Below are 18,488 nucleotides of genomic sequence, written 5' to 3' on the forward strand. Positions count from 1 at the left end.
CTCCTGCTTCACAAACGTCTCCTAAATTTTCAGCGTAACCGGCCCCATCGCCGTTCCCATTGCGCAAACTGGCTGATCCGTCACATTCGCTGCGAATTGACGTTCATTTAGAACTAAATTGTTGCGCATCATCCGCAGCTTCATCCATTCGTAGTGACTGTGCGCCGATGAGAACCAATTTGCCCGTAACCCAGCGCGAACACTTGATCGACGCCAGCGCCACCCTGTTGTCCACAACCGATCTGCAAAGCCGCGTGTGTTATGCCAACGCGGCCTTTGTAGAGGCCAGCGGCTTCGACCGCGCCGAGCTGATGGGCGAGCCGCACAACCTGGTGCGCCACCCCGACATGCCATCGCAGGCCTTTGCCGACATGTGGGCCACGCTCAAGTCAGGCCAATCATGGACGGCGCTGGTGAAAAACCGGCGTCGCAATGGCGACCACTATTGGGTGCGCGCCAACGCCACACCGGTGGTACGCGGCGAACAGGTGGTGGGCTATATGTCGGTGCGCACACGGCCCCACGCCGAAGAGGTGGCGGCGGCCGAGTCGCTGTACCAGCGCTTTCGCGAAGGCCGCGCCAAGCGCTACGTGTTCCGTCAAGGCTTGGTGGTGCGCACTGGCCTGCTGGCGGTGGGCTCAATGCTGCAGACCTTGTCGTTGCGCTGGCGCCTGAATCTGCCACTTCTGGCGCTGTGGGCCGGGGCCTCGTGGGCCGCACCTGCGGCTGGCTTGACAGAGGCCGCATGGCCACTCTTCGCGGGCGGCACCGGCTTGGCTTTGCTGGCCTACGGGCTGTGGCTGGAGCGGCAAATCACGCGGCCCTTGCAAATGGTTTTGGGCCAGGCGCGGCGGGTGGCCGCAGGGCAAGCCACCGAGCCGCTGCAACTGCAGCGCATCGACGCCATTGGCATGCTGCTGCGCGCGGTGAACCAATCTGGCCTGAACCTGCGCTCGCTGGTCGACGACGTGAGCCTGCAAGCCAGCGGCGTGCAACATGCCTGCAAAGCCATTGCCGAGGGCAACCATGCCTTGAGCGGCCGCACCGAAGAAGCCGCCGCCAGCCTGGAGCAAACGGCTGCCGCTTTGGCCGAGATCACCGGCACCATCCACGACAACGCCGCCACCGTGCAAGCCGCCGCCACACTCGCCAACACCGCCGCGCAAGCCGCCCACGAAGGCGGCCAGGTAGTGGGCCAGGTGGCCGGCACCATGGCGCAGATTGCGCAGGCCAGCGGCCACATCGGCGACATCATCGGCACCGTTGAAGGCATTGCGTTCCAAACCAATCTGCTGGCCCTGAATGCGGCAGTAGAAGCGGCGCGCGCCGGGGCACAAGGGCGCGGCTTCGCCGTCGTGGCGGGCGAAGTGCGGGCGCTGGCCCAGCGCAGCACGGCGGCCGCCAAGGAAATCAAAACCCTGGTGGCGCAAAGTGAAGCACGTGTGCAGGCCGGTGAACGCCTGGTCAACGCCGCCAGCACCACCATGAGCGCCATCGTCGAGCAGGTACATCAGTTGGCGGCGTTGATGGAACGATCGAGCACCGCCAACGCCGGCCAAGCAGGTGTGTTGACCGAGATCAACACCGCCGTTCGCCAACTTGACACCATGACACAACAAAACGCCCTGCTGGTCGAACAGGGATCGGCCGCCGCCGATGAACTGGCGCATCGCGCGCACGGCTTGGTCGAGGCCGTGAATGTCTTTCGCAACCAACCTGGCGCCATCGCCGAAGCCATGTCTTCCCTTTCGCAAGCCGCAGCCAAAGCGCCCCCCACAGTGACCACCGCTGTGGGTGTCCCTGCGCGTCGACGCCTGGTCACGGCCGTAGGAACCTGAACCGATGTACGGAGACGCCCTGCCCAGCCCCTCTTTGGCCCGCCCCACCGAGTACTACGGCGCACACAGCCGCACCAACGGTTTGCTCGACGGCGTGGCGCGCGCCATCATCGCCTCGGCGCCCGACGGCATCATGCTGGTCGACCCCAACGGCACCATCTTGCTGGCCAATGAAGCCATGACGCAGATCTCCGGCTACGTGGCCGAGTCTCTGGTTGGCATGCCGATCGAGACCTTTCTGCCGCCGGCCATGCACAAGCGCCACCAAGCCAACGTGCGCGCCCATGCAGAGCACCCGGTACGCCGCCCCATGGGCCGGCTCGGCAATCTGAGCTTGCTGCGCCGCGACGGCATCTCGGTGCCGGTGGACATTTCATTGAGCCAATGCCAAACCGGCGAGCGCACCGCCACCGTGGTGTTTGTGCGCGACATGACCGGCGTCAAACGCCTGAAGCAGCAGATGCAATTCCAAGCCACGCATGACAGCTTGACCGGCCTGGTCAACCGTTGGATGTTCCACCAGCACCTGAACGTGGCACTGGCCCAGGCCCTCCGGCAGCGCCGCCCCTTGGCCTTGTTGCTGCTCGACCTGGACGACTTCAAATCCATCAACGACGGTTATGGCCACGCCGTGGGCGACAAGATCTTGGTGGAAGTGGCGCACCGGCTCGCTGCCGTGCTGCGCAGCGCCGACACCCTGGCGCGCCTGGGCGGCGATGAATTCATCGTGCTCTTGCCCGAAATAGGGGAACTGGCCGACGCCGCCCATGTGGCCACCAAACTGCTGGCCGCATTGGCCCGCCCCGCCCTGGTGGACGGCAGCGAAATCCAGCTCGGCGGCAGCATCGGCGTGGTGGTGTGTCCGCGCGACGCCCACGACGCCGAAACCCTGCTGCGTTACGCCGACATGGCCATGTACCGCGCCAAGGCCGCCGGGCGCGGCACCTTCGCGGTGTACTCGGCCAGCATGGGCGCGCAGATGAAAGAAAAGGTGCAGTTGCAAGAGCGCCTGAAGCTGGCCCTCGAAGCCGGCCATCTGGCACTGCACTACCAGCCGCAAGTAGACGTGTGCAGCGGCCGCATCATTGGCGCCGAAGCCCTGCTGCGCTGGCACGACCACGAACTGGGAGACGTGAGCCCGGCGCGCTTCATCCCCATCGCCGAAGCTTCGGGTTTGATCTTGCCATTGGGCGACTGGGTGATCCGCACCGCCTGCCAGCAAGCCGCCGCCTGGGCCAAGGCCGGCACGCCGCTGCGCGTCGGCATCAACCTCTCGGCCCGGCAGTTTCGCCAACAGCGCCTGGCCAAACGCCTGGGTGAACAACTCGCCGAATTCGGCACGCCACCGGAGTTGATTGAACTCGAAATCACCGAGTCCGAAGCCATGGCCGACCCGCAGCAAACCAAAGACCTGCTGCGCGAGCTGTGCCAGCTCGGCGTGGGCATTGCGCTCGACGACTTTGGCACCGGCTACTCGTCACTCGCCTACCTGCGCGAGTTCCCCATCACCCGGCTGAAGATCGATCGCGCCTTCATCCAACCCATTGCCGAGCGCGAAGCCGACGCCACGCTGGTGCGCGCTGTGCTGGCACTGGCCCACGCCATGCATTTGAGCGTGGTAGCCGAAGGTGTGGAACAAACCAAGCAACTCGACTTTCTGCGCGAGCACGGTTGCGACTGCTACCAGGGCTGGCTGTACTCCAAAGCCCTGCCGCCGCCGCAGTTTGAAGCGCTGTTGGCGCAGCAGCTTGTACCTGAGGTTTAGCGTTGATCGAGCGTTGCTGTTGCAGCTTGGTGTCCGGCGGGTTTGGGCTCAGTCGCAGTACAACAGTGGGCGCCGGGCGGCCGCTGAAGCCTAACGCGTCAAGCCGTTCTTCAGCACTTGAACGAGGTCGCGCAGGCAGTTGACCTCATAGGTAGGCTCAACGGTAGAACGATTGTCCAGCCGGCCCGGATTGAACCAACAGCTTTCAATCCCGTACCGATGGGCGCCCAGAATATCAGCATCCAGCCGGTCGCCGATGAGCACCATTTCCGATTTGTGGGAGGAGCGAGCCATCTGTGCGGCCGCCCAGCCCGCTCAGCATGCCCTATCGCAAAAGTAGCTCCCGAACAAAAAGCCATCATCCGGCCAAAACGTTCTCCGGCATTCAGGCGTTCGGCTTGCGCATTCGCGTTCGAATATTTAGGCGTTAGTGCACGCGTGCCACGGAGTCCCCGACGCGGCCGTCGTTTGCAATCCCTGTGCGTGAACCGGGCGTTTCGCAGAACGCCATGCGTTTCATTAAATGAACCATCATTGTGACCAATGCAACGCCGACCTACAGTCCCCACAACTCTCCACCCAAGACGGAGGGACCAGAACGGAGACAAGTAGATGTTTATGGGGCAGTGGCCACGGCCACCATCGATTTTGAGGCGTTCCAGCAGACCTCGACTGGCAGGCCGGTGTAGACCAGGCTGCCGGTGTAGATACAACCCATGGAACACCAAGCCTTGATGGCATTCCTGCGGACAGCAGCGTTTACGTGCGCCACCGACAGCCAGGTCCGTAGCGCCCAGGTGCACTTCAACGCGACATAAACATCGAAGCCGACTTCACCCTCGGCTCGTCCCCTCTCATTTCTCACACCTCAAGAAAGAAGCCATGAGCCAACTCCCCGAAATCATTCGCGAATTCGAGCGCGTCTCCGCTAATGTCGTCTCCAAAGCGTCCACATATCAAGCAGCCATCCTTGCCGACGTGGCGGGCCGTCGCGGCACCATGAGCGCGCGCATCGCGCCGGTGCACCACAGCATGGTCGTCGCAGGCCCCGCGTTCACCGTCGAAGTCCGGCCTGGCGACAACCTGATGATCCACGCGGCAATAGCACTCGCCAAGCCGGGCGATGTGTTGGTGATTGATGGCAAGGGTGACCAGACGGCTGCTCTGATGGGCACGCTGATGCTCAGCGCCTGCAAGAAGCAGGGCCTGGCTGGTGTCATCGTCGACGGCGCGATTCGCGACAAGCTGGAACTGCTGGAACTCGGCTTTCCGGTGTTCAGCGCGGGCTTTAACCCGGCAGGTCCTACAAAGTTCATTTCCGGCCGCATCAACCACCCGATTTCCGCTGGCGGGGCGACGGTGAATCCCGGTGATCTCGTGGTGGGCGACGCCGATGGCGTTGTGGTCATTGAGCGCGCAAAAGCCCCGGGGATGCTGGCGCTGGCCGACAAGAAGGTGGCCGACGAAGCCGCTCGCCTGGACGCCATTGCCCGTGGTGACACCGCCTCCAAGTGGCTGCCTGCCGCCCTGCGTGCTGCAGGCGTGCTGAAGGAAGGAGAGTCGCTGTGAAGAAGGTTCTGGTCACGGGCGCCGACCTGGCGCCCCAAGCACTGCAACTATTGCAAGGCTATGAAGTCGTTTACGCCGGCAAGACGCCGAACGAGGCCGATCTCATCGCGCTGTGCAAGACGTACGACCCCACGGCCATCATCGTGCGCTATGGCAAGGTGACTGCCGCCATCATGGACGCGGCGCCTTCTCTGAAAGTCATCTCGAAGCACGGCAGCGGCACGGACACCATTGACAAGACTGCGGCGCAGGCGCGTGGCATCGAAGTGGTGGCTGCGGCCGGAGCCAACGCTGCGGCGGTTGCGGAGCAAGCCTTGGCACTGATGCTGGCTTGTGCGAAATCAGTGGTGGCGCTCGACGCCCGCATGCGCGCCGGTCACTGGGACAAGGCGACGCACAAGAGCTTGGAACTCGGTGGCCGTACCGTCGGTGTTATTGGCCTGGGTGCCATTGGCCAACGCTTTGCCAAGATGGCGGACGCGCTGGAGATGAAAGTCCTGGGCTTCGACCCCTTTGCGAAGAATCTGCCCGCCACCATCCAACCATCGACGCTTGAAGAGATTTGGCGCGAAGCCGATGTCATTTCATTGCACTGTCCGCTGACCGACGAGAACCGCAGAATGGTCAACGCGCAATCGCTTGCCCAATGCAAGCGAGGCGTCATCGTGGTGAATACCGCTCGTGGCGGACTGATCGACGAAGGCGCACTGCTTGCGGCCATTCAATCGGGACAAGTTGCCAGCGCCGGCCTGGACAGCTTCGCCGTGGAGCCCATGGCGCCCGACCATCCCTTCCACGCTGAGCCGCGCATTTTGCTGAGTCCGCACATCGGCGGCGTGACCAGCGATGCCTACGTCAACATGGGTATCGCATCGGCCAAAAACTTGCTGGCCGTGGTCGAGAAGCACGCGGTCGAGGCTTAGCCCGAGCGGCTAGAACCGAAAACTAGAACGCAAGAGGAGACAAACCATGCATCTATCCACGCCGCCGAGACCTGCTGAGCGTGCTGCAGTTGTAGGCACGCGAGTTCGACCTTAAAGCCGAGTAATCCCTTAGACAAATCACAAACACCAAACGAGACACTGAGACATACATGACTTCCTTCAAGCTTTCCTTCACCGACCGCGTGGCCCGCAGCATGTCCCGCCGTATGGCCTTGGCCGCCCTTGCGTCCGTCGCGTTTGCGGCGCATGCCGCTTATCCAGAGCGCCCCATCACCATTGTGGTGCCCTATGCGCCAGGTGGCGCGGCTGACGCGGTAGCCCGCGTGATCGCCACCCGCATGGGGGCGAAGCTGGGCACCAGCGTCATTGTCGACAACCGTGCGGGAGCCAGTGGCACCATTGGTGCTGCGTTCGTCGCCAAGGCCCCGGGCGATGGCTACACGATTCTGTACGACGCAACCCCGTACTCCATCAATCCGCATCTGTTCCCGAAGATGCCTTTCTCGGCAGACGCGCTGCAACCCCTGTCGCTGGTGCTGCTGGCCCCAAATGCGCTGATCGTCAAGGCTGATTCGCCGTTCAAGACGGTGAATGACCTGGTCGCAAAAGCCAAGAAGGAGCCGGGCAAGGTCAACTTTGCATCCGGTGGAAGTGGCACCGTGCAGCGATTGGCAGCCGAGCTCTTTCGGCAGAAGCTTCAGTTGGACATGCTGCATGTGCCGTACAAGAGCGGAGGGCCAGCCATCGTCGACGTGATGGGTGGTCAGATCGACTTCATGTTCGGCACGGTTGCCGCAACCTATCCCCTCATCACCTCGGGCAAGCTGCGCGCCCTGGCCGTGTCGTCGCCACAGCGGTCGCCGCGTCTGCCGGATGTCCCGACCGTGGCCGAAACGGTGGTGCCGGGCTACGAGGCCTACGAATGGAACGGCATGCTGCTGCCGGCGAAGACGCCGAAGGACATCGCTGAAAAGCTCCAGAGAACGGTTGTCGAAGTCCTCAAGGAAGACGAAGTACAGCAGCGCCTGAAGGACCTCGGTGCCCAGCCTGTAGGCTCCACCGCCGCCGAGTTTGCCGCCTTCCTCAAGAAGGAAGACACCAAGTGGAACGAGGTGGTTCGCACCGGTGATATCAAGGCGGATTGATCGGCTTGAGGCTGTTCTGATCGCGCGGAGCACCGACAGACCCGCACGCCCACTCCCAGCGTTGGCATGCGACCGTCACATGCACATCTTTATCCCGCGCTTCGCGGCCTGGCCGCACGGGGTCGCATCGAGCACGTCGAAGACACACAGGCGCCAGCGTTCGGTGTATTCCAGCGATGACTCGACGGCGGCAAAGCTTGGGTGAAGCAGTCAGGCGGATCTGCTTGCCGCTCGGTGCGAAGACGATGCGGCTACGATGAAGCGCATCCTGTAGACAACGCCCAAGCCCTGTACGGCTTCTCTTCGACATGAACACGGCGCACGCACGCGCCCACAGGAACTAAAAACATGTTTCTTCTTCAGCCCCCTCAAGTACGAGAGCTTGCGCTTTTCAGCGCGATGCCAATCACCCTGCGACGTCCAGAGCGTAGCGCCTGGGCCGAGGCTAACCGGGGTGGTGCGCCCACGGACTCCTTCCTCGAAGGCCCGGTTGTAGACGACGCTGGCAATCTCTACGTTTGCGACATTCCTTGGGGCCGGGTGTTCCGCATCGATTCACGAGGGCAATGGACCTGTATTGCCGAGTACGACGGCGAGCCCAACGGCATGAAGTTCCTGGACCAGAAGACGCTCCTCATCACCGACTACAAAAACGGGTTGATGCAGTTGGATGTGGCAACCGGCGAAGTGAGCCCCTTCCTCGAGCGTCGCAACAGCGAACGGTTCAAGGGCGTGAATGATTTGATTTTCGACGGCGCTGGCAATCTCTATTTCACGGACCAGGGGCAGACCGGGCTGCACGACCCCACGGGGCGCCTCTTCCGCCTAGGCCGCGATGGCCGGCTAGACCTGCTGCTGGACAATGTGCCCAGCCCCAATGGGGTGGCCTTGTCGCCAGACGGCAAAGTTCTCTACCTGGCGGTGACGCGCGGAAACTGCGTTTGGCGCGTACCGCTGCTGCCCGACGGCAGTGTAGCCAAAGTCGGTCAGTTTTTTACTTCGTATGGCCCTAGCGGCCCGGACGGGCTCGCGGTGGATGCGCAGGGCCGTCTACTGGTGGCCAACCCGGGACTGGGCTATGTCTGGGTGCTGAACACCCGAGGGGAGCCGGTGGAAGTGTTGCGCGGCACCGCAGGGGCTTCCACGACCAACCTGGCGTTTGGGGGAGCGGACGGACAAACCTTGTTCGTGACCGACTCCACCCACGGGCAGGTGTTGCAAGCAACGATGGCTGCACCGGGCCTGCCTTTGGCGAAACGCTAGACGCGTTAAGGATGCCAGCGCGAGACCACCGCTGGCGTTGCAGAGGATCGACTGCCAGCCAGTGCGTATGAAAGCTGGTTGGCGGCATGGACCACGCTCTTGGCATGTTTCTCCAGCTTTGCCTTGGTGAGCCGCGAGCTTGGGCCCGAGATGCACATGGAACCTAAAAGGTTCCAGTTCGTGCGGAACACGGGTGCAGCCACACTGGAAACTTCTGCTTCCCGCTCCCCCAGAGAGATGTGGAATCCGCGCGTTCGAATACCTTCATAGGGTTCGCCCTTGGCCCCGCTGAAAGCCAGGATGACCCGGCCCGGCGCGCCCTTGTCCAATGGCAGCCGCTCGCCGATGCGCACGTTGTGCCTAACCGATTGAGGCCCCTCTACACGCGCCACGCAAGAGCGAATGTTGCCTTCGCGAACATAGAACGAAGCACTTTCGCCGGTCAATCTGACCAGTTCGTGGAGCGCCGGTTCGACCACGTTGTTGACATCGAACCCGGATTGGTAGCGCGCGCCTAGCCATCCGGCTGCAGGCCCCAATCGCCACTGCCCGTCGTCGGTCTGCACCATGTAGTGCGACAGCGCAAGAGTCCTCGCCAAGCGCAACACTGTGGTCTTGTGCATGGCGCTTCGGCGACTCAATTCCGCCAGCGAAAGAGAAGCTTCGCCGACCTCGAACGCCTCCATCAGAGACAGAGCGCGCGTGACCGCAATCACGCCGCCATTGGGTTCCGAATCCGTGTCTTCTTCCTTGTTTCGCATATCGCACCTTGGTTCATTCTGCGGAACGTCATTGTATTGCGTGCAACCCGGCTCTACAGTCAACCCAAAGGGACGAGAGACGTCCTTCCATAAAGGAGACAACACATGCCGCTATTCCATCGCGCCGCGCTTTCAGGCTTGGCCATTTGCCTATTTTCTTCCGTTGCGCAGGCCCAGACGTGGCCCACCGCAAAACCCATTCGCCTCATTGTTCCGTTCCCCGCTGGCGGCGGTACCGACATGATTACCCGCGAGGTCACCAACAAGCTCATAGCGTCCGGCTACATGTTCGTGGTGGAAAACAAGCCCGGGTCGGGTGGGAACCTGGGCGTGGACACGGTCGCGAAAGCGGCGCCTGATGGGTATACCCTTGTCATGGGGCAGACGAGCAATCTGGCCATCAACCCGACGCTGTACCCCAAGCTGCCGTACGACCCGGTCAAGGACTTGACCCCGGTGGGACTGGTGGCAACGTCGCCCCTGGTGATCGTGACCGGGGCGAACTCTCCCTACAAGACGATTGGCGATGTGGTGAAGGCCGCCAAGGAAAAGCCGACCTTCATCAACTTCGCGACTTCCGGCAACGGGACGGTGTCCCACCTGGCCATGGAATCGTTCCAAAAGGCGGCTGGCATCCAAATGACGCACATCCCGTACAAGGGTGCAGCCCAAGGCGCGACCGATGTCATCAGCGGGCAAGTGCAACTCTACGTTTCGACCATTCCCACGCTGTTGGGCCACATCAAGTCTGGAAAGATGCGACCGCTCGCGGTCACCTCACCGCAACGCGTGGACGACATCAAGGATGTGCCGACCATTGCCGAATCTGGCTACAAGGGTTTTGAGTCGATCACCTGGTTCGGCATTCTGGGCCCGGCCAACCTGCCCAAGGACATCACTGCCAAGTTCAACGGTGATCTCAACAAGGCGCTGAAGGACGCGGAACTGGACAAGAAACTTGGCGAGCAAGGCGCCGACGTGGCGACCAGCACACCAGAGCAATTTGCCAAGATGATTCGCGAAGATATTCCACGTTGGGGCAAACTGGTCAAGGACTCTGGCGCCAAGGTGGACTGAACTGTCGCCAAACTTGCTAACCCAAGCGCGGAAACACCCTCCTCGATGATTCACTTACGTCGATAGTCATCGTTGATGTTTGGCGCTTGAAAAAGCGGTCGAGTACAGAAATGTCCGCATGTCGCAATGACATGGGCGTTTCTGTCCCAACTGAGGACAGTTGATCCATGTCCGCTCGTGGCGCCGGACTCCGCCTTACTCGGCGGAAACCTACTCAATGAACTCAGCCACCGATACGGCGCACCCTAGAGGTACGACCTGCAGAAAACAGTGCCGCCATCCAACATTGGCGGCACTTTGCGTCGTACTTCTCATCGCATGGCTCGCCAACTAGGCGCCAAACACCGACCAAAGAGCACCGTGTTGACGAGTACCGAAGGTAGTAGGGAGTAGCTGATAACTTGACGGGCAATGTGCAACGTCAAAATCAATGTATGCCTAACGCCCTGCCCGCTCACCCACGGGCAGCAACCGGTGCCATCAGCCGATAGCCCGCCCGATGCTGACGGAACGAAGGTACAGAGAAAACACGCCGTCAGTATCCGATCGCCAAATCCTTTGCGTTTAGGACGACGAGGACACCTCAAATGAAAAGGTTTGAAGGCAACACCGCTGATAACTCACAGTTATCTGGCTGCTGAACGCGTCATCTTTCAAACCGCTCGCCCATCCATATACTGCCGCGACGCATGTGTCGTCCTGTGACGCATGTCTCTTCGACATCGCGACCATAAGAGTCGATCTTCTCCACTACGTCCATCGTACGTTTTAGCTTGTTGGGCGGGATCGCATTCACGGCGCTGTCGGCAGGATCTGGTTAAGAGGAAAGTCATGTTTACCCACCTTATTGGAACAACTCAAAGCGGGCTATTCCTCCGCAACATTGAGCTTGTGAGAGGCTAGATGTTCAGCCATCCTTGGAACACGTTAGCGCGGAGATCGGCGCGATGATTGAAGCGCGGCGCGCGTCTAAACATTACGGCGATGTCGCGGTCATCGACAACATCTCATTGCGCATTCCCGCCGGAGGCTTGACCACCATCATTGGACACAACGGTGCGGGCAAGTCGTCGTTGCTGGGCATGGTGAGCCGGTTGGCGCCGGCATCATCAGGAACAGTGACCGTGGATGGGGTCGACGTCACCCGAACACCCAGTAATGTCTTGGCGCGCCGCCTCGCCATCCTGAAGCAGGACAATCAAACGGTGACGCGTCTGACGGTGCGCGAACTGGTTGCGTTCGGTCGCTATCCCTATTCCAAGGGCCAGCTCACGAAGGCCGATCGCACGCATATCAATGCTGCCTTGGCGAACTTGGAGCTTGAGCCGTTAGCCGACCGGTTTATGGATGAACTATCCGGAGGGCAGCGCCAACGCGCCTACATTGCCATGGTGCTCTGCCAGGACACGGAATACGTGCTGCTAGACGAACCGATCAACAGTCTGGATATACACCACTCAGTGGTCGTGATGAAACTGCTGAAAAACATGGCCAAGCACCTGGGTAAAACGATTGTCTTGGTGCTGCATGACATCAACTTCGCTTCGTGTTACTCCGACCACATCGTGGCCATGCACAAAGGGCGCGTGGCGGCACAGGGAGCACCACAAGACATCATTCGCGCCGATTTGCTGCAAGAGCTATATGGGCAGAACGTCACTGTGCATGAAATCAACGGGCAGCGTATCGGCGTTTACTATCGCTGACCAGCGGGGCGGGTGGGGTGACGCTGATTATTGGCGAAGTTCCGTAGACCGAATGTTGGCAGCAGATCTTTCGTTGCCGAGGCAGAATCGTCAGAAAAGCCGGGGCCATTTCAGTGTCAATAGATTGGCCATTTCGTTTGCTGCACCGCAGCGAAGACAAGGTACTCTGAATGTCCCAAATCGATTCGTACTTGCAGGTCAATCTCAAGGCGCGTCACCTTCGCCTCCTGGTGGCACTCGACGACTTTGGCAACTTGAAACAGGTCGCCGATATTTCCCATGTGACCGTGCCAGCGGTCTCCAAGGCTCTGGCGGAGTTGGAGAGAGGACTGGGGCTGGAGTTGTTCACGCGCTCCCTCCAGGGCGTGCGCCCCACAGCCTACGGCGCCTGCCTGATACGCCATGCCCGAGCGATGATGGTCAACATCCACAACGCGCGTGACGACCTGCGAGCGTTGAGTTCGGGGGTAGAGGGCAAAATCCAAGTGGGCATCTCTCCTTCTTGGACGTCGGTACTAATGCCCACGTCTTTAACGCTGCTCAGGCAGCGGGCCCCCGGCACAAATGTTCTCGTCTCTGAAGCCTCCACCACCAACCTGCTGCCCGATCTGTGGCAAGGCAAACTGGACATGGTGATTGGGCGGCTGGCATCGCGCGATGCCATCAACGGCTTGAACGAAATAGAGTTGCTGGAAGAACCCGTCGCGCTGCTGACCGGCCGCCAGCACCCGCTTGCCAAAAAGAAAAAACTGAAATGGTCGGACCTGCAGCCCTACCCATGGGTGTTGCCTCCTTCGGGTTCGCTGTTGCGCGCTCCGTTTGACCGCATCCTGGAACAGCACGGGCTTGGTCTTCCCCATACCTATGTCGAAACCCTGTCCCACCACCTGGCAATCTCCTACATGCAAATGAACCATGCCATCGGTGTCATGCCCTTCGCCGCAGCCCAGCGAGATGAAACGCAATCGCTGCATGTGCTGCCGCTGGCACTTCCCAAGCTGCTCATTCGCCCGGTGGGGGTCATGTGGAATAAGAGCCGCGGCTTGACGCCGGCCGCGCAGATGATGGTCGACTGCCTGGAGAAGGCAGCCGAACAAATCAAAAAAGCCAGTTAAGACAGGGCCAGCGGAAACAGGTCTTCGACCTTCATTCGTGTGCTGATGATGCCTTGTTCGTGCGAGTACCGGCACAGCGTTTCGATGTCTCTGCGATTGGCCTCGGTACCGTAAGGCCAGTAGTCCTTACCCATGATGTCCTCGGTCTCTCTCAGATGCGCATCGAGCCAAGGCAGCATGGTGGTGTCCACATTGGACTGATGCAGTTGGCCCAACGCGTGGCGCCTCGCGGCCTCCAGAGCGCTCAGTAACGCCGATGGCAGATCGGGCGCGCTGGCAATCACGTCCTTGCGGATGCCTACCACGTGCATCAGGGGGAACAGGCGGGTCTTCTGGTAGTAGGCCTTCTCGGCCGAAACCGTATCGGCAAACAAGCGCCGGATGCGCTTGTCGCCGTTGACAAATGCGCGCGGTGCACGGGGGGCGATGATGGCGTCTAGCCGTCCCTGCGTCATCATCTCCCAGAGTGTTTCCCCCGGCTGCAGCCGGGTGAATTGAAAGCTCTCGGGCAAGTGCACGGGAATCTTTTCATCGCGCCCCGGCTCCTCTACCCCACCGATAACCCAATGGATTTCATTCGAGCGAACGCCATACTCATCGGACAGCAGCCCGCGCGCCCAGACGTTGGCCGTCAGTTGATACTCTGGCACGCCGATCTTGCGGCCCCGTAGATCTGCCGGGGTTTCAATGCCGGCATCGGCTCGGACATAGATCGATCCATGCCGGAACTTGCGGGACACGAAGGCCGGAATCGCCTGATAGAGGTTCTCTCCGCGCGAACACTGCAGCAGATAGGAACTCATCGACATCTCGGCAATATCGAACTCTCCGCCCAGCATGCCGCGCAAAAATATCTCCTCCGTTGGAAGGTGCTTCCAGGCCAGTTCGTAGCCGGGCACGGCGGCCACCGACGCGGCGAGTGGCCATGTGCGGTCGTAGACACCACAGGCCACCGTCAGTGTTTGAGGTGTTTGGGTCACAGTGTTTTTTTCCATTCGGCCCCCCGCTTATTTGTCCGAGTAACCAGGAATGATCAGCGCGTCGATGATGTAGCGGCCACCTGCCGCCACCACAGCCGCCCCCTTTTCAAGCGCACGCTGCAGCTCTTCGGCGCTGCCTACCGATTCGCCAGCTTCGAAGCCCTGGCAAAGAGCCAGTCCGACGATGTCTGGGGCCGGGTCGTTGAGCTTCTGTCCAATGCCTTTGTTTTCGACCGGCCGCCCGCGTTGCTTGGCCATTCTTTCTTGGTGGACCTCGTCGTTGTAGTACGAGCGGTTGTTGGCCACGACCATTATCATGGGAATCTTCATATGCGAAGCTGTCCACAACGCGTTGACGCCCATGAGGTAGTCGCCATCCCCAATCACGCCAATGGTCAGGCGGCTACTGCCCCGCAAAGCCAGCGCGGCGCCAACGGTGTGCCCCGTACCCGTGCCCACGGCGCCGCCACCGTCCTTGCCAAGAAAGTCGAGCGGTGTGGTGAAACGGCTGGCGATGCGCGGCCAGCCAAAGGGAAGACGCGCAAAGGTGACGTCTTTGTCCCGCGAGAAGGCCGACAGCGTGAAGGCCAGTTGCTCCGAGTTGAACGGCAGCGTGGCATCCGGGCCGGTTGGGGCCGTGTCCGTCCAGTGCCCAGTGGTTTTATGGCTGATGGGCGTCCAGTCTTTTTGGGCGCGTATTTCGGCGAGTAGTTGGCGAACGAAACTGTCGGGGTCGGCCAGCACACGGATGTCGGCCGCCGGGAAGGCCTGGTGGTCCATCGTCCAGCCGTTGGCCGCAAAGCCGTCGACCGAGCAATGCACGATGCAGGTTGGCGCCGGTGTTTGTGTTTGCATCTCACCAAACCGCGCACTCAGAAATCCGGCCAGGTCATGCCAGTCAAACGATACGACGAGGTCGGCCTCACGCAGCAGCGCACTCTCGGCCGCATCCGGGCGTTCACCCACGGGTGGCAGGTGATGCAACGGGTGTTCGGTGGGAAAGCAGGCGGCATTGTGCAAGGTCGTCATGACGCTTGCACCCAACGCCTCGGCAAGGGCCACCCGGTTTTGCCAGGCCGTGCTTTCGCGTGAGCCACGGCCAAACAGCAGCACCGGGGACTTGGCTTCGCGCAGCGCGCTGATCACCTTCTGGAGGGTGTCGGCAGCCGCAGCTGGTGCGTCAGGAAGGCTAAAGCGCCGGATGTCTGGCACCTTGACCGTGCGGTCGAGCGCCGTTTCCTGCATTTCGACCTCCAGGCACACATACACAGGGCCGGCCGGGGCCGTTCGCGTGATCTGGTCGGCGCGCAACACCGCCTCAATCGCGGCTTCAGGCGAGGTGGGCTGGTCGTCCCACTTGATGAAGTTGCGGATCAACGCCCCCTGGTCTTTCGAGGTGTGAATCCAGTCGATCCAGGGCCGACGCTTGCGCGCATCCACCGGCCCCGTGGCCCCGATGATGAGCATGGGCCGTCGGTCGCACCAGGCGTTGAAGATGGTCATCGAGGCATGCATCACGCCCACATTGGCGTGTAATGCCACCGCCATCGGCTCCTGCGCAACACGCGAGAAACCATCGGCAATGGAAACAGCATGTTCCTCGTGCAGACACACCACCATCGATGGATCGTGATTGCCCAGGTGGTTGACCAGGCTGTCATGCAGACCGCGAAAGCTGGAGCCCGGCACCAGAGCAATATAACGATAGCCTAGCGCCCGAATGGTTTCTGCGATGACATCGCTGCCCCACACCACGGAAGTGTTGCCCGCTGGGGCGGATTTTTCTGTCATGACGTACAAGCTCTTCTCAATAAATGCGGTGATATGGATCGCGCGGCACGTGGTGAGGCCGCGCCTTAAAAGGTGCAGGTTTCGCAAGAACGCTGGCGAGTGCCTTACTGGTCAACCTTGAGATCGATAGCCTTGACCATCGTGCCCCACTTGACGACTTCGTCTTTCACATAGTCTGTCGACTCTTCAACCGTTCGGCGGTGTTGCTGAAAACCCATGGAGGTCAACTTCGCCTTCACGGCAGGGTCGGCCATGATCTCCAAGATGCTCGCGTTGTACTTCTGGATGATGTCGGCCGGTGTTTTGGTGGGCACAAACAGCCCGACCCACGACTCCGCCTGAAACGGATAGCCGCTCTCGGTATACGTCGGCACGCTTGGCATGCTGGGCACGCGCGCCACACTGCCCACCGCCAAGCCTGTCAATTTGCCGTCGTTCACCTGGGCCGCCACACCGAAGGAAGACGCCACCAGGTCGACCTGATTTCCCACGGCGGCCTGAACCGACAAGTTGCCGCCACGAAAAGGCACATGCAGCGCTTTGACCTTGGCGATGTTCTTCAGAAAGTACTCTGCGGCAATATGCGAGCCCGAGCCGACCCCCGCCGTTGCGAAAGAAATTTCCTTGTCTTTGAACGCCTCAAGAAAGGCCTTGAGCGACTTGGGTTGCGACGGATTGGTGGCAATGGATTCCGCCGAAGAAACGGGCACTGCCACGGGCGTCAGGTCGTTGAGGTTGTAGCCGGGCTTGACGTACAGGGTGCTGTTGATGGCAATTGCCGTCGTGGTCACCAGCACGCGGTAACCGTCGGCGGCCCTGCTGGCGACGTTGGCGGTGGCGATGTTGCCGCCCGCCCCCGCATTGTTTTCAACGATCACGGTGGCGTTCCACTTGCGACCCAGTTCATCCGCGATGACACGTGCGAAGCTGTCCGCGAAGCCGCCTGGCGCAAAGCCCACCACCAGGCTGATCGTGCGGTCTCCAGGAAACGGTTTGGTCTGCGCCATGGCAGGACTCGCGAACATCGCACCAACCAACGCGAGCGCGGGTGCTGCACGCGCCACCGACCACAAACATGCTTTTTTCATTTTTGTCTCCTCTTTGTCGTTTTTCGATCTTCCGCCCGTCACAGCGTTGTGACGCTAGCGAGCCGGCCGCTTCAAATTCACATGGATATGTTTTTGCTGCGTGTAGCTGATCAGCTCTTCCAGGCATTCTTCGCGGCCCAGGCCCGATTGCTTGTAGCCGCCAAACGGCGTGCCCAGAAAGTGACGCGAGACTTCATTGATCCAGACGAACCCGGCCTGCACGTCTGCCGCCAGGCGATGCGCATGCCGCACGTCATTGGTCCAGATCGAGCAGGTCAGGCCAAACTCGACACCGTTGACGGCCGCCAGCATTTCCTCTTCATCGGTCCAACGAAATATGCCGAGCACCGGGCCAAACACTTCTTCGCGGGCGAGGCGCATGGATGGCGTCACCTCCGTAAAGATCGTGGGCTCTACGAAGAAGCCGCCGGCCAGATGGGGATCGTCCGAGCGCTTGCCGCCGTGCAACAGCCGCGCGCCCTCTTGCTTGGTTTGCTCAATGAAACTGAGGGCCTTCTCGAACTGCACCTGGCTGATCATGGCGCCCATGGTGGTTGAAGGGTTCGTCGGGTCGCCGGGCTGGAATTGAGACATGCGTTTTTTGACGCGTTCGACCACCGCATCGTGGATGGCCGCATGCAGAAAGACCCTACTGGTCGATCCGCATGACTGCCCGCACCAAGTGAAGTTCATGCCCGCGATCACGCCGTCGGCGACTTCATCTGGATCGGCATCAGGTAAGGCAATCAAAGCGTTTTTGCCGCCGAGTTCAAGCAGCACTGGCTTGATCGTGTCCGCTGCCGCACGCATCACCGCACGCCCTGCCGGAACACTGCCGATGAGTGACACCATCGCAACGCCGGGATGAGAAGCCAGTGCAGCCCCCGCTTCACGGCCCCCAGACAAAACGTTGAACACGCCTGCGGGAAGCACACCTTCAATCAGCTCTGCGAACCGCAAAGCGCTCAACGGGGCCTGATCGGGCGTTTTGACCACCACCGTGTTGCCAGCCGCCATGGGTGCTGCCGACTTGGCGGCACAGAACATGAACGGATGGTTGAACGGAATGATGCGACCCACTACCCCTCGGGGTTCGCGCACGGAGAAATTGACGGAGTCGGGTCCGAGCGGCACCGACTCGCCTTTCATCTCCGTGACCAGGCCGGCAAAGAAATCGTATTGCGCCGCAGCATTGGCGACGTCACGCAGGCCCTCTTCAATCGGGATGCCACCATCGACAGCATCCACCATAGCCAGTTCATGCGCATTCTCACGGATGATCTGGGCAATCTTGCGGAGCAGCCTGGCACGTTCGGCCGGTGCGACTTTGCGCCATGTGCGGTAAGCGGTGTCAGCGGCCGCCACAGCGGCATCCACGTCACTCGACAACGCTTCAGAGACATCGCCGAGACTCTTTCCGGTGCTCGGGTTGAGCACCGGCATGCG

15 protein-coding genes are annotated in these 18,488 nt (G+C 61.0%); 9 read left to right on the forward strand and 6 right to left on the reverse strand.

The window, feature by feature from the left end; all coding sequences use genetic code 11:
- Positions 1-167 precede the first annotated feature (167 nt).
- On the forward strand, positions 168-1,838 hold the full coding sequence (locus ACPWMG_RS15585; RefSeq protein WP_483300391.1) for a methyl-accepting chemotaxis protein: 1,671 nt from the start codon (positions 168-170) through the stop codon (positions 1,836-1,838).
- Between the two features lie 4 nt (positions 1,839-1,842).
- A complete protein-coding gene (locus tag ACPWMG_RS15590) occupies positions 1,843-3,603 on the forward strand; it encodes a putative bifunctional diguanylate cyclase/phosphodiesterase (RefSeq protein ID WP_483300392.1) in 1,761 nt (586 codons plus the stop codon).
- Between the two features lie 90 nt (positions 3,604-3,693).
- Here ACPWMG_RS15590 and ACPWMG_RS15595 read toward each other — a convergent pair whose 3' ends face one another.
- Positions 3,694-3,870: an HAD hydrolase-like protein gene (locus tag ACPWMG_RS15595; protein WP_483300393.1), complete on the reverse strand. Its 177-nt coding sequence runs from the start codon at positions 3,868-3,870 to the stop codon at positions 3,694-3,696.
- A 615-nt stretch (positions 3,871-4,485) separates the two neighbouring features.
- Here ACPWMG_RS15595 and ACPWMG_RS15600 point away from each other — a divergent pair.
- The 4 genes from ACPWMG_RS15600 (at position 4,486) to ACPWMG_RS15615 (ending at position 8,524) form a co-directional block, all read left to right on the forward strand.
- On the forward strand, positions 4,486-5,172 hold the full coding sequence (locus ACPWMG_RS15600; protein ID WP_483300394.1) for an RraA family protein: 687 nt from the start codon (positions 4,486-4,488) through the stop codon (positions 5,170-5,172).
- The gene (locus ACPWMG_RS15605) at positions 5,169-6,095 is read left to right on the forward strand and encodes a hydroxyacid dehydrogenase (RefSeq protein WP_483300395.1); all 927 of its coding nucleotides are present in this window, start codon (positions 5,169-5,171) and stop codon (positions 6,093-6,095) included. The genes ACPWMG_RS15600 and ACPWMG_RS15605 overlap by 4 nt, the downstream gene beginning before the upstream one ends.
- Positions 6,096-6,310: 215 nt before the next feature.
- Complete coding sequence (locus ACPWMG_RS15610; protein ID WP_483305268.1) at positions 6,311-7,261, forward strand: tripartite tricarboxylate transporter substrate binding protein; 951 nt, start codon at positions 6,311-6,313, stop codon at positions 7,259-7,261.
- A 348-nt stretch (positions 7,262-7,609) separates the two neighbouring features.
- A complete protein-coding gene (locus tag ACPWMG_RS15615) occupies positions 7,610-8,524 on the forward strand; it encodes an SMP-30/gluconolactonase/LRE family protein (protein ID WP_483300396.1) in 915 nt (304 codons plus the stop codon).
- Positions 8,525-8,529: 5 nt separating this feature from the next.
- On the opposite strand, the gene ACPWMG_RS15620 is transcribed toward ACPWMG_RS15615, so the two are convergent.
- Positions 8,530-9,285 carry an IclR family transcriptional regulator gene (locus tag ACPWMG_RS15620; RefSeq protein ID WP_483300397.1) on the reverse strand — a complete coding sequence of 252 codons (756 nt, stop codon included), beginning with the start codon at positions 9,283-9,285 and terminating at the stop codon, positions 8,530-8,532.
- Positions 9,286-9,390: 105 nt separating this feature from the next.
- On the opposite strand from ACPWMG_RS15620, the gene ACPWMG_RS15625 reads away from it, so the two are divergent.
- From ACPWMG_RS15625 to ACPWMG_RS15635, 3 genes are all read left to right on the forward strand, one after another.
- Complete coding sequence (locus ACPWMG_RS15625; RefSeq protein WP_483300398.1) at positions 9,391-10,362, forward strand: Bug family tripartite tricarboxylate transporter substrate binding protein; 972 nt, start codon at positions 9,391-9,393, stop codon at positions 10,360-10,362.
- A gap of 947 nt (positions 10,363-11,309) precedes the next feature.
- A complete protein-coding gene (locus ACPWMG_RS15630; RefSeq protein WP_483305269.1) occupies positions 11,310-12,068 on the forward strand; it encodes an iron ABC transporter ATP-binding protein in 759 nt (252 codons plus the stop codon).
- 170 nt (positions 12,069-12,238) lie between these two features.
- Positions 12,239-13,183, forward strand: a complete 945-nt coding sequence (locus tag ACPWMG_RS15635) for a LysR substrate-binding domain-containing protein (RefSeq protein ID WP_483300399.1) — start codon at positions 12,239-12,241, stop codon at positions 13,181-13,183.
- Here ACPWMG_RS15635 and ACPWMG_RS15640 read toward each other — a convergent pair.
- The 4 genes from ACPWMG_RS15640 to ACPWMG_RS15655 form a co-directional block, all read right to left on the reverse strand.
- Positions 13,180-14,178: an ABC transporter substrate-binding protein gene (locus ACPWMG_RS15640; protein WP_483300400.1), complete on the reverse strand. Its 999-nt coding sequence runs from the start codon at positions 14,176-14,178 to the stop codon at positions 13,180-13,182. The two genes, ACPWMG_RS15635 and ACPWMG_RS15640, sit on opposite strands and share 4 nt — an antisense overlap.
- 12 nt (positions 14,179-14,190) lie before the next feature.
- Positions 14,191-15,954 (reverse strand): thiamine pyrophosphate-binding protein, encoded by a 1,764-nt coding sequence (locus tag ACPWMG_RS15645; protein ID WP_483300401.1) that lies wholly within the window; start codon positions 15,952-15,954, stop codon positions 14,191-14,193.
- A 104-nt stretch (positions 15,955-16,058) separates the two neighbouring features.
- Positions 16,059-17,042 carry a Bug family tripartite tricarboxylate transporter substrate binding protein gene (locus ACPWMG_RS15650; RefSeq protein ID WP_483300402.1) on the reverse strand — a complete coding sequence of 328 codons (984 nt, stop codon included), beginning with the start codon at positions 17,040-17,042 and terminating at the stop codon, positions 16,059-16,061.
- A gap of 54 nt (positions 17,043-17,096) precedes the next feature.
- Positions 17,097-18,485, reverse strand: a complete 1,389-nt coding sequence (locus ACPWMG_RS15655) for an aldehyde dehydrogenase family protein (protein ID WP_483300403.1) — start codon at positions 18,483-18,485, stop codon at positions 17,097-17,099.
- Positions 18,486-18,488: the final 3 nt, after the last annotated feature.

It is taken from the genome of Hydrophilobacter chitinilyticus, from assembly GCF_049860745.1.
In the GTDB taxonomy this organism is placed as follows: Bacteria; Pseudomonadota; Gammaproteobacteria; order Burkholderiales; family Burkholderiaceae_C; genus Rhodoferax_B.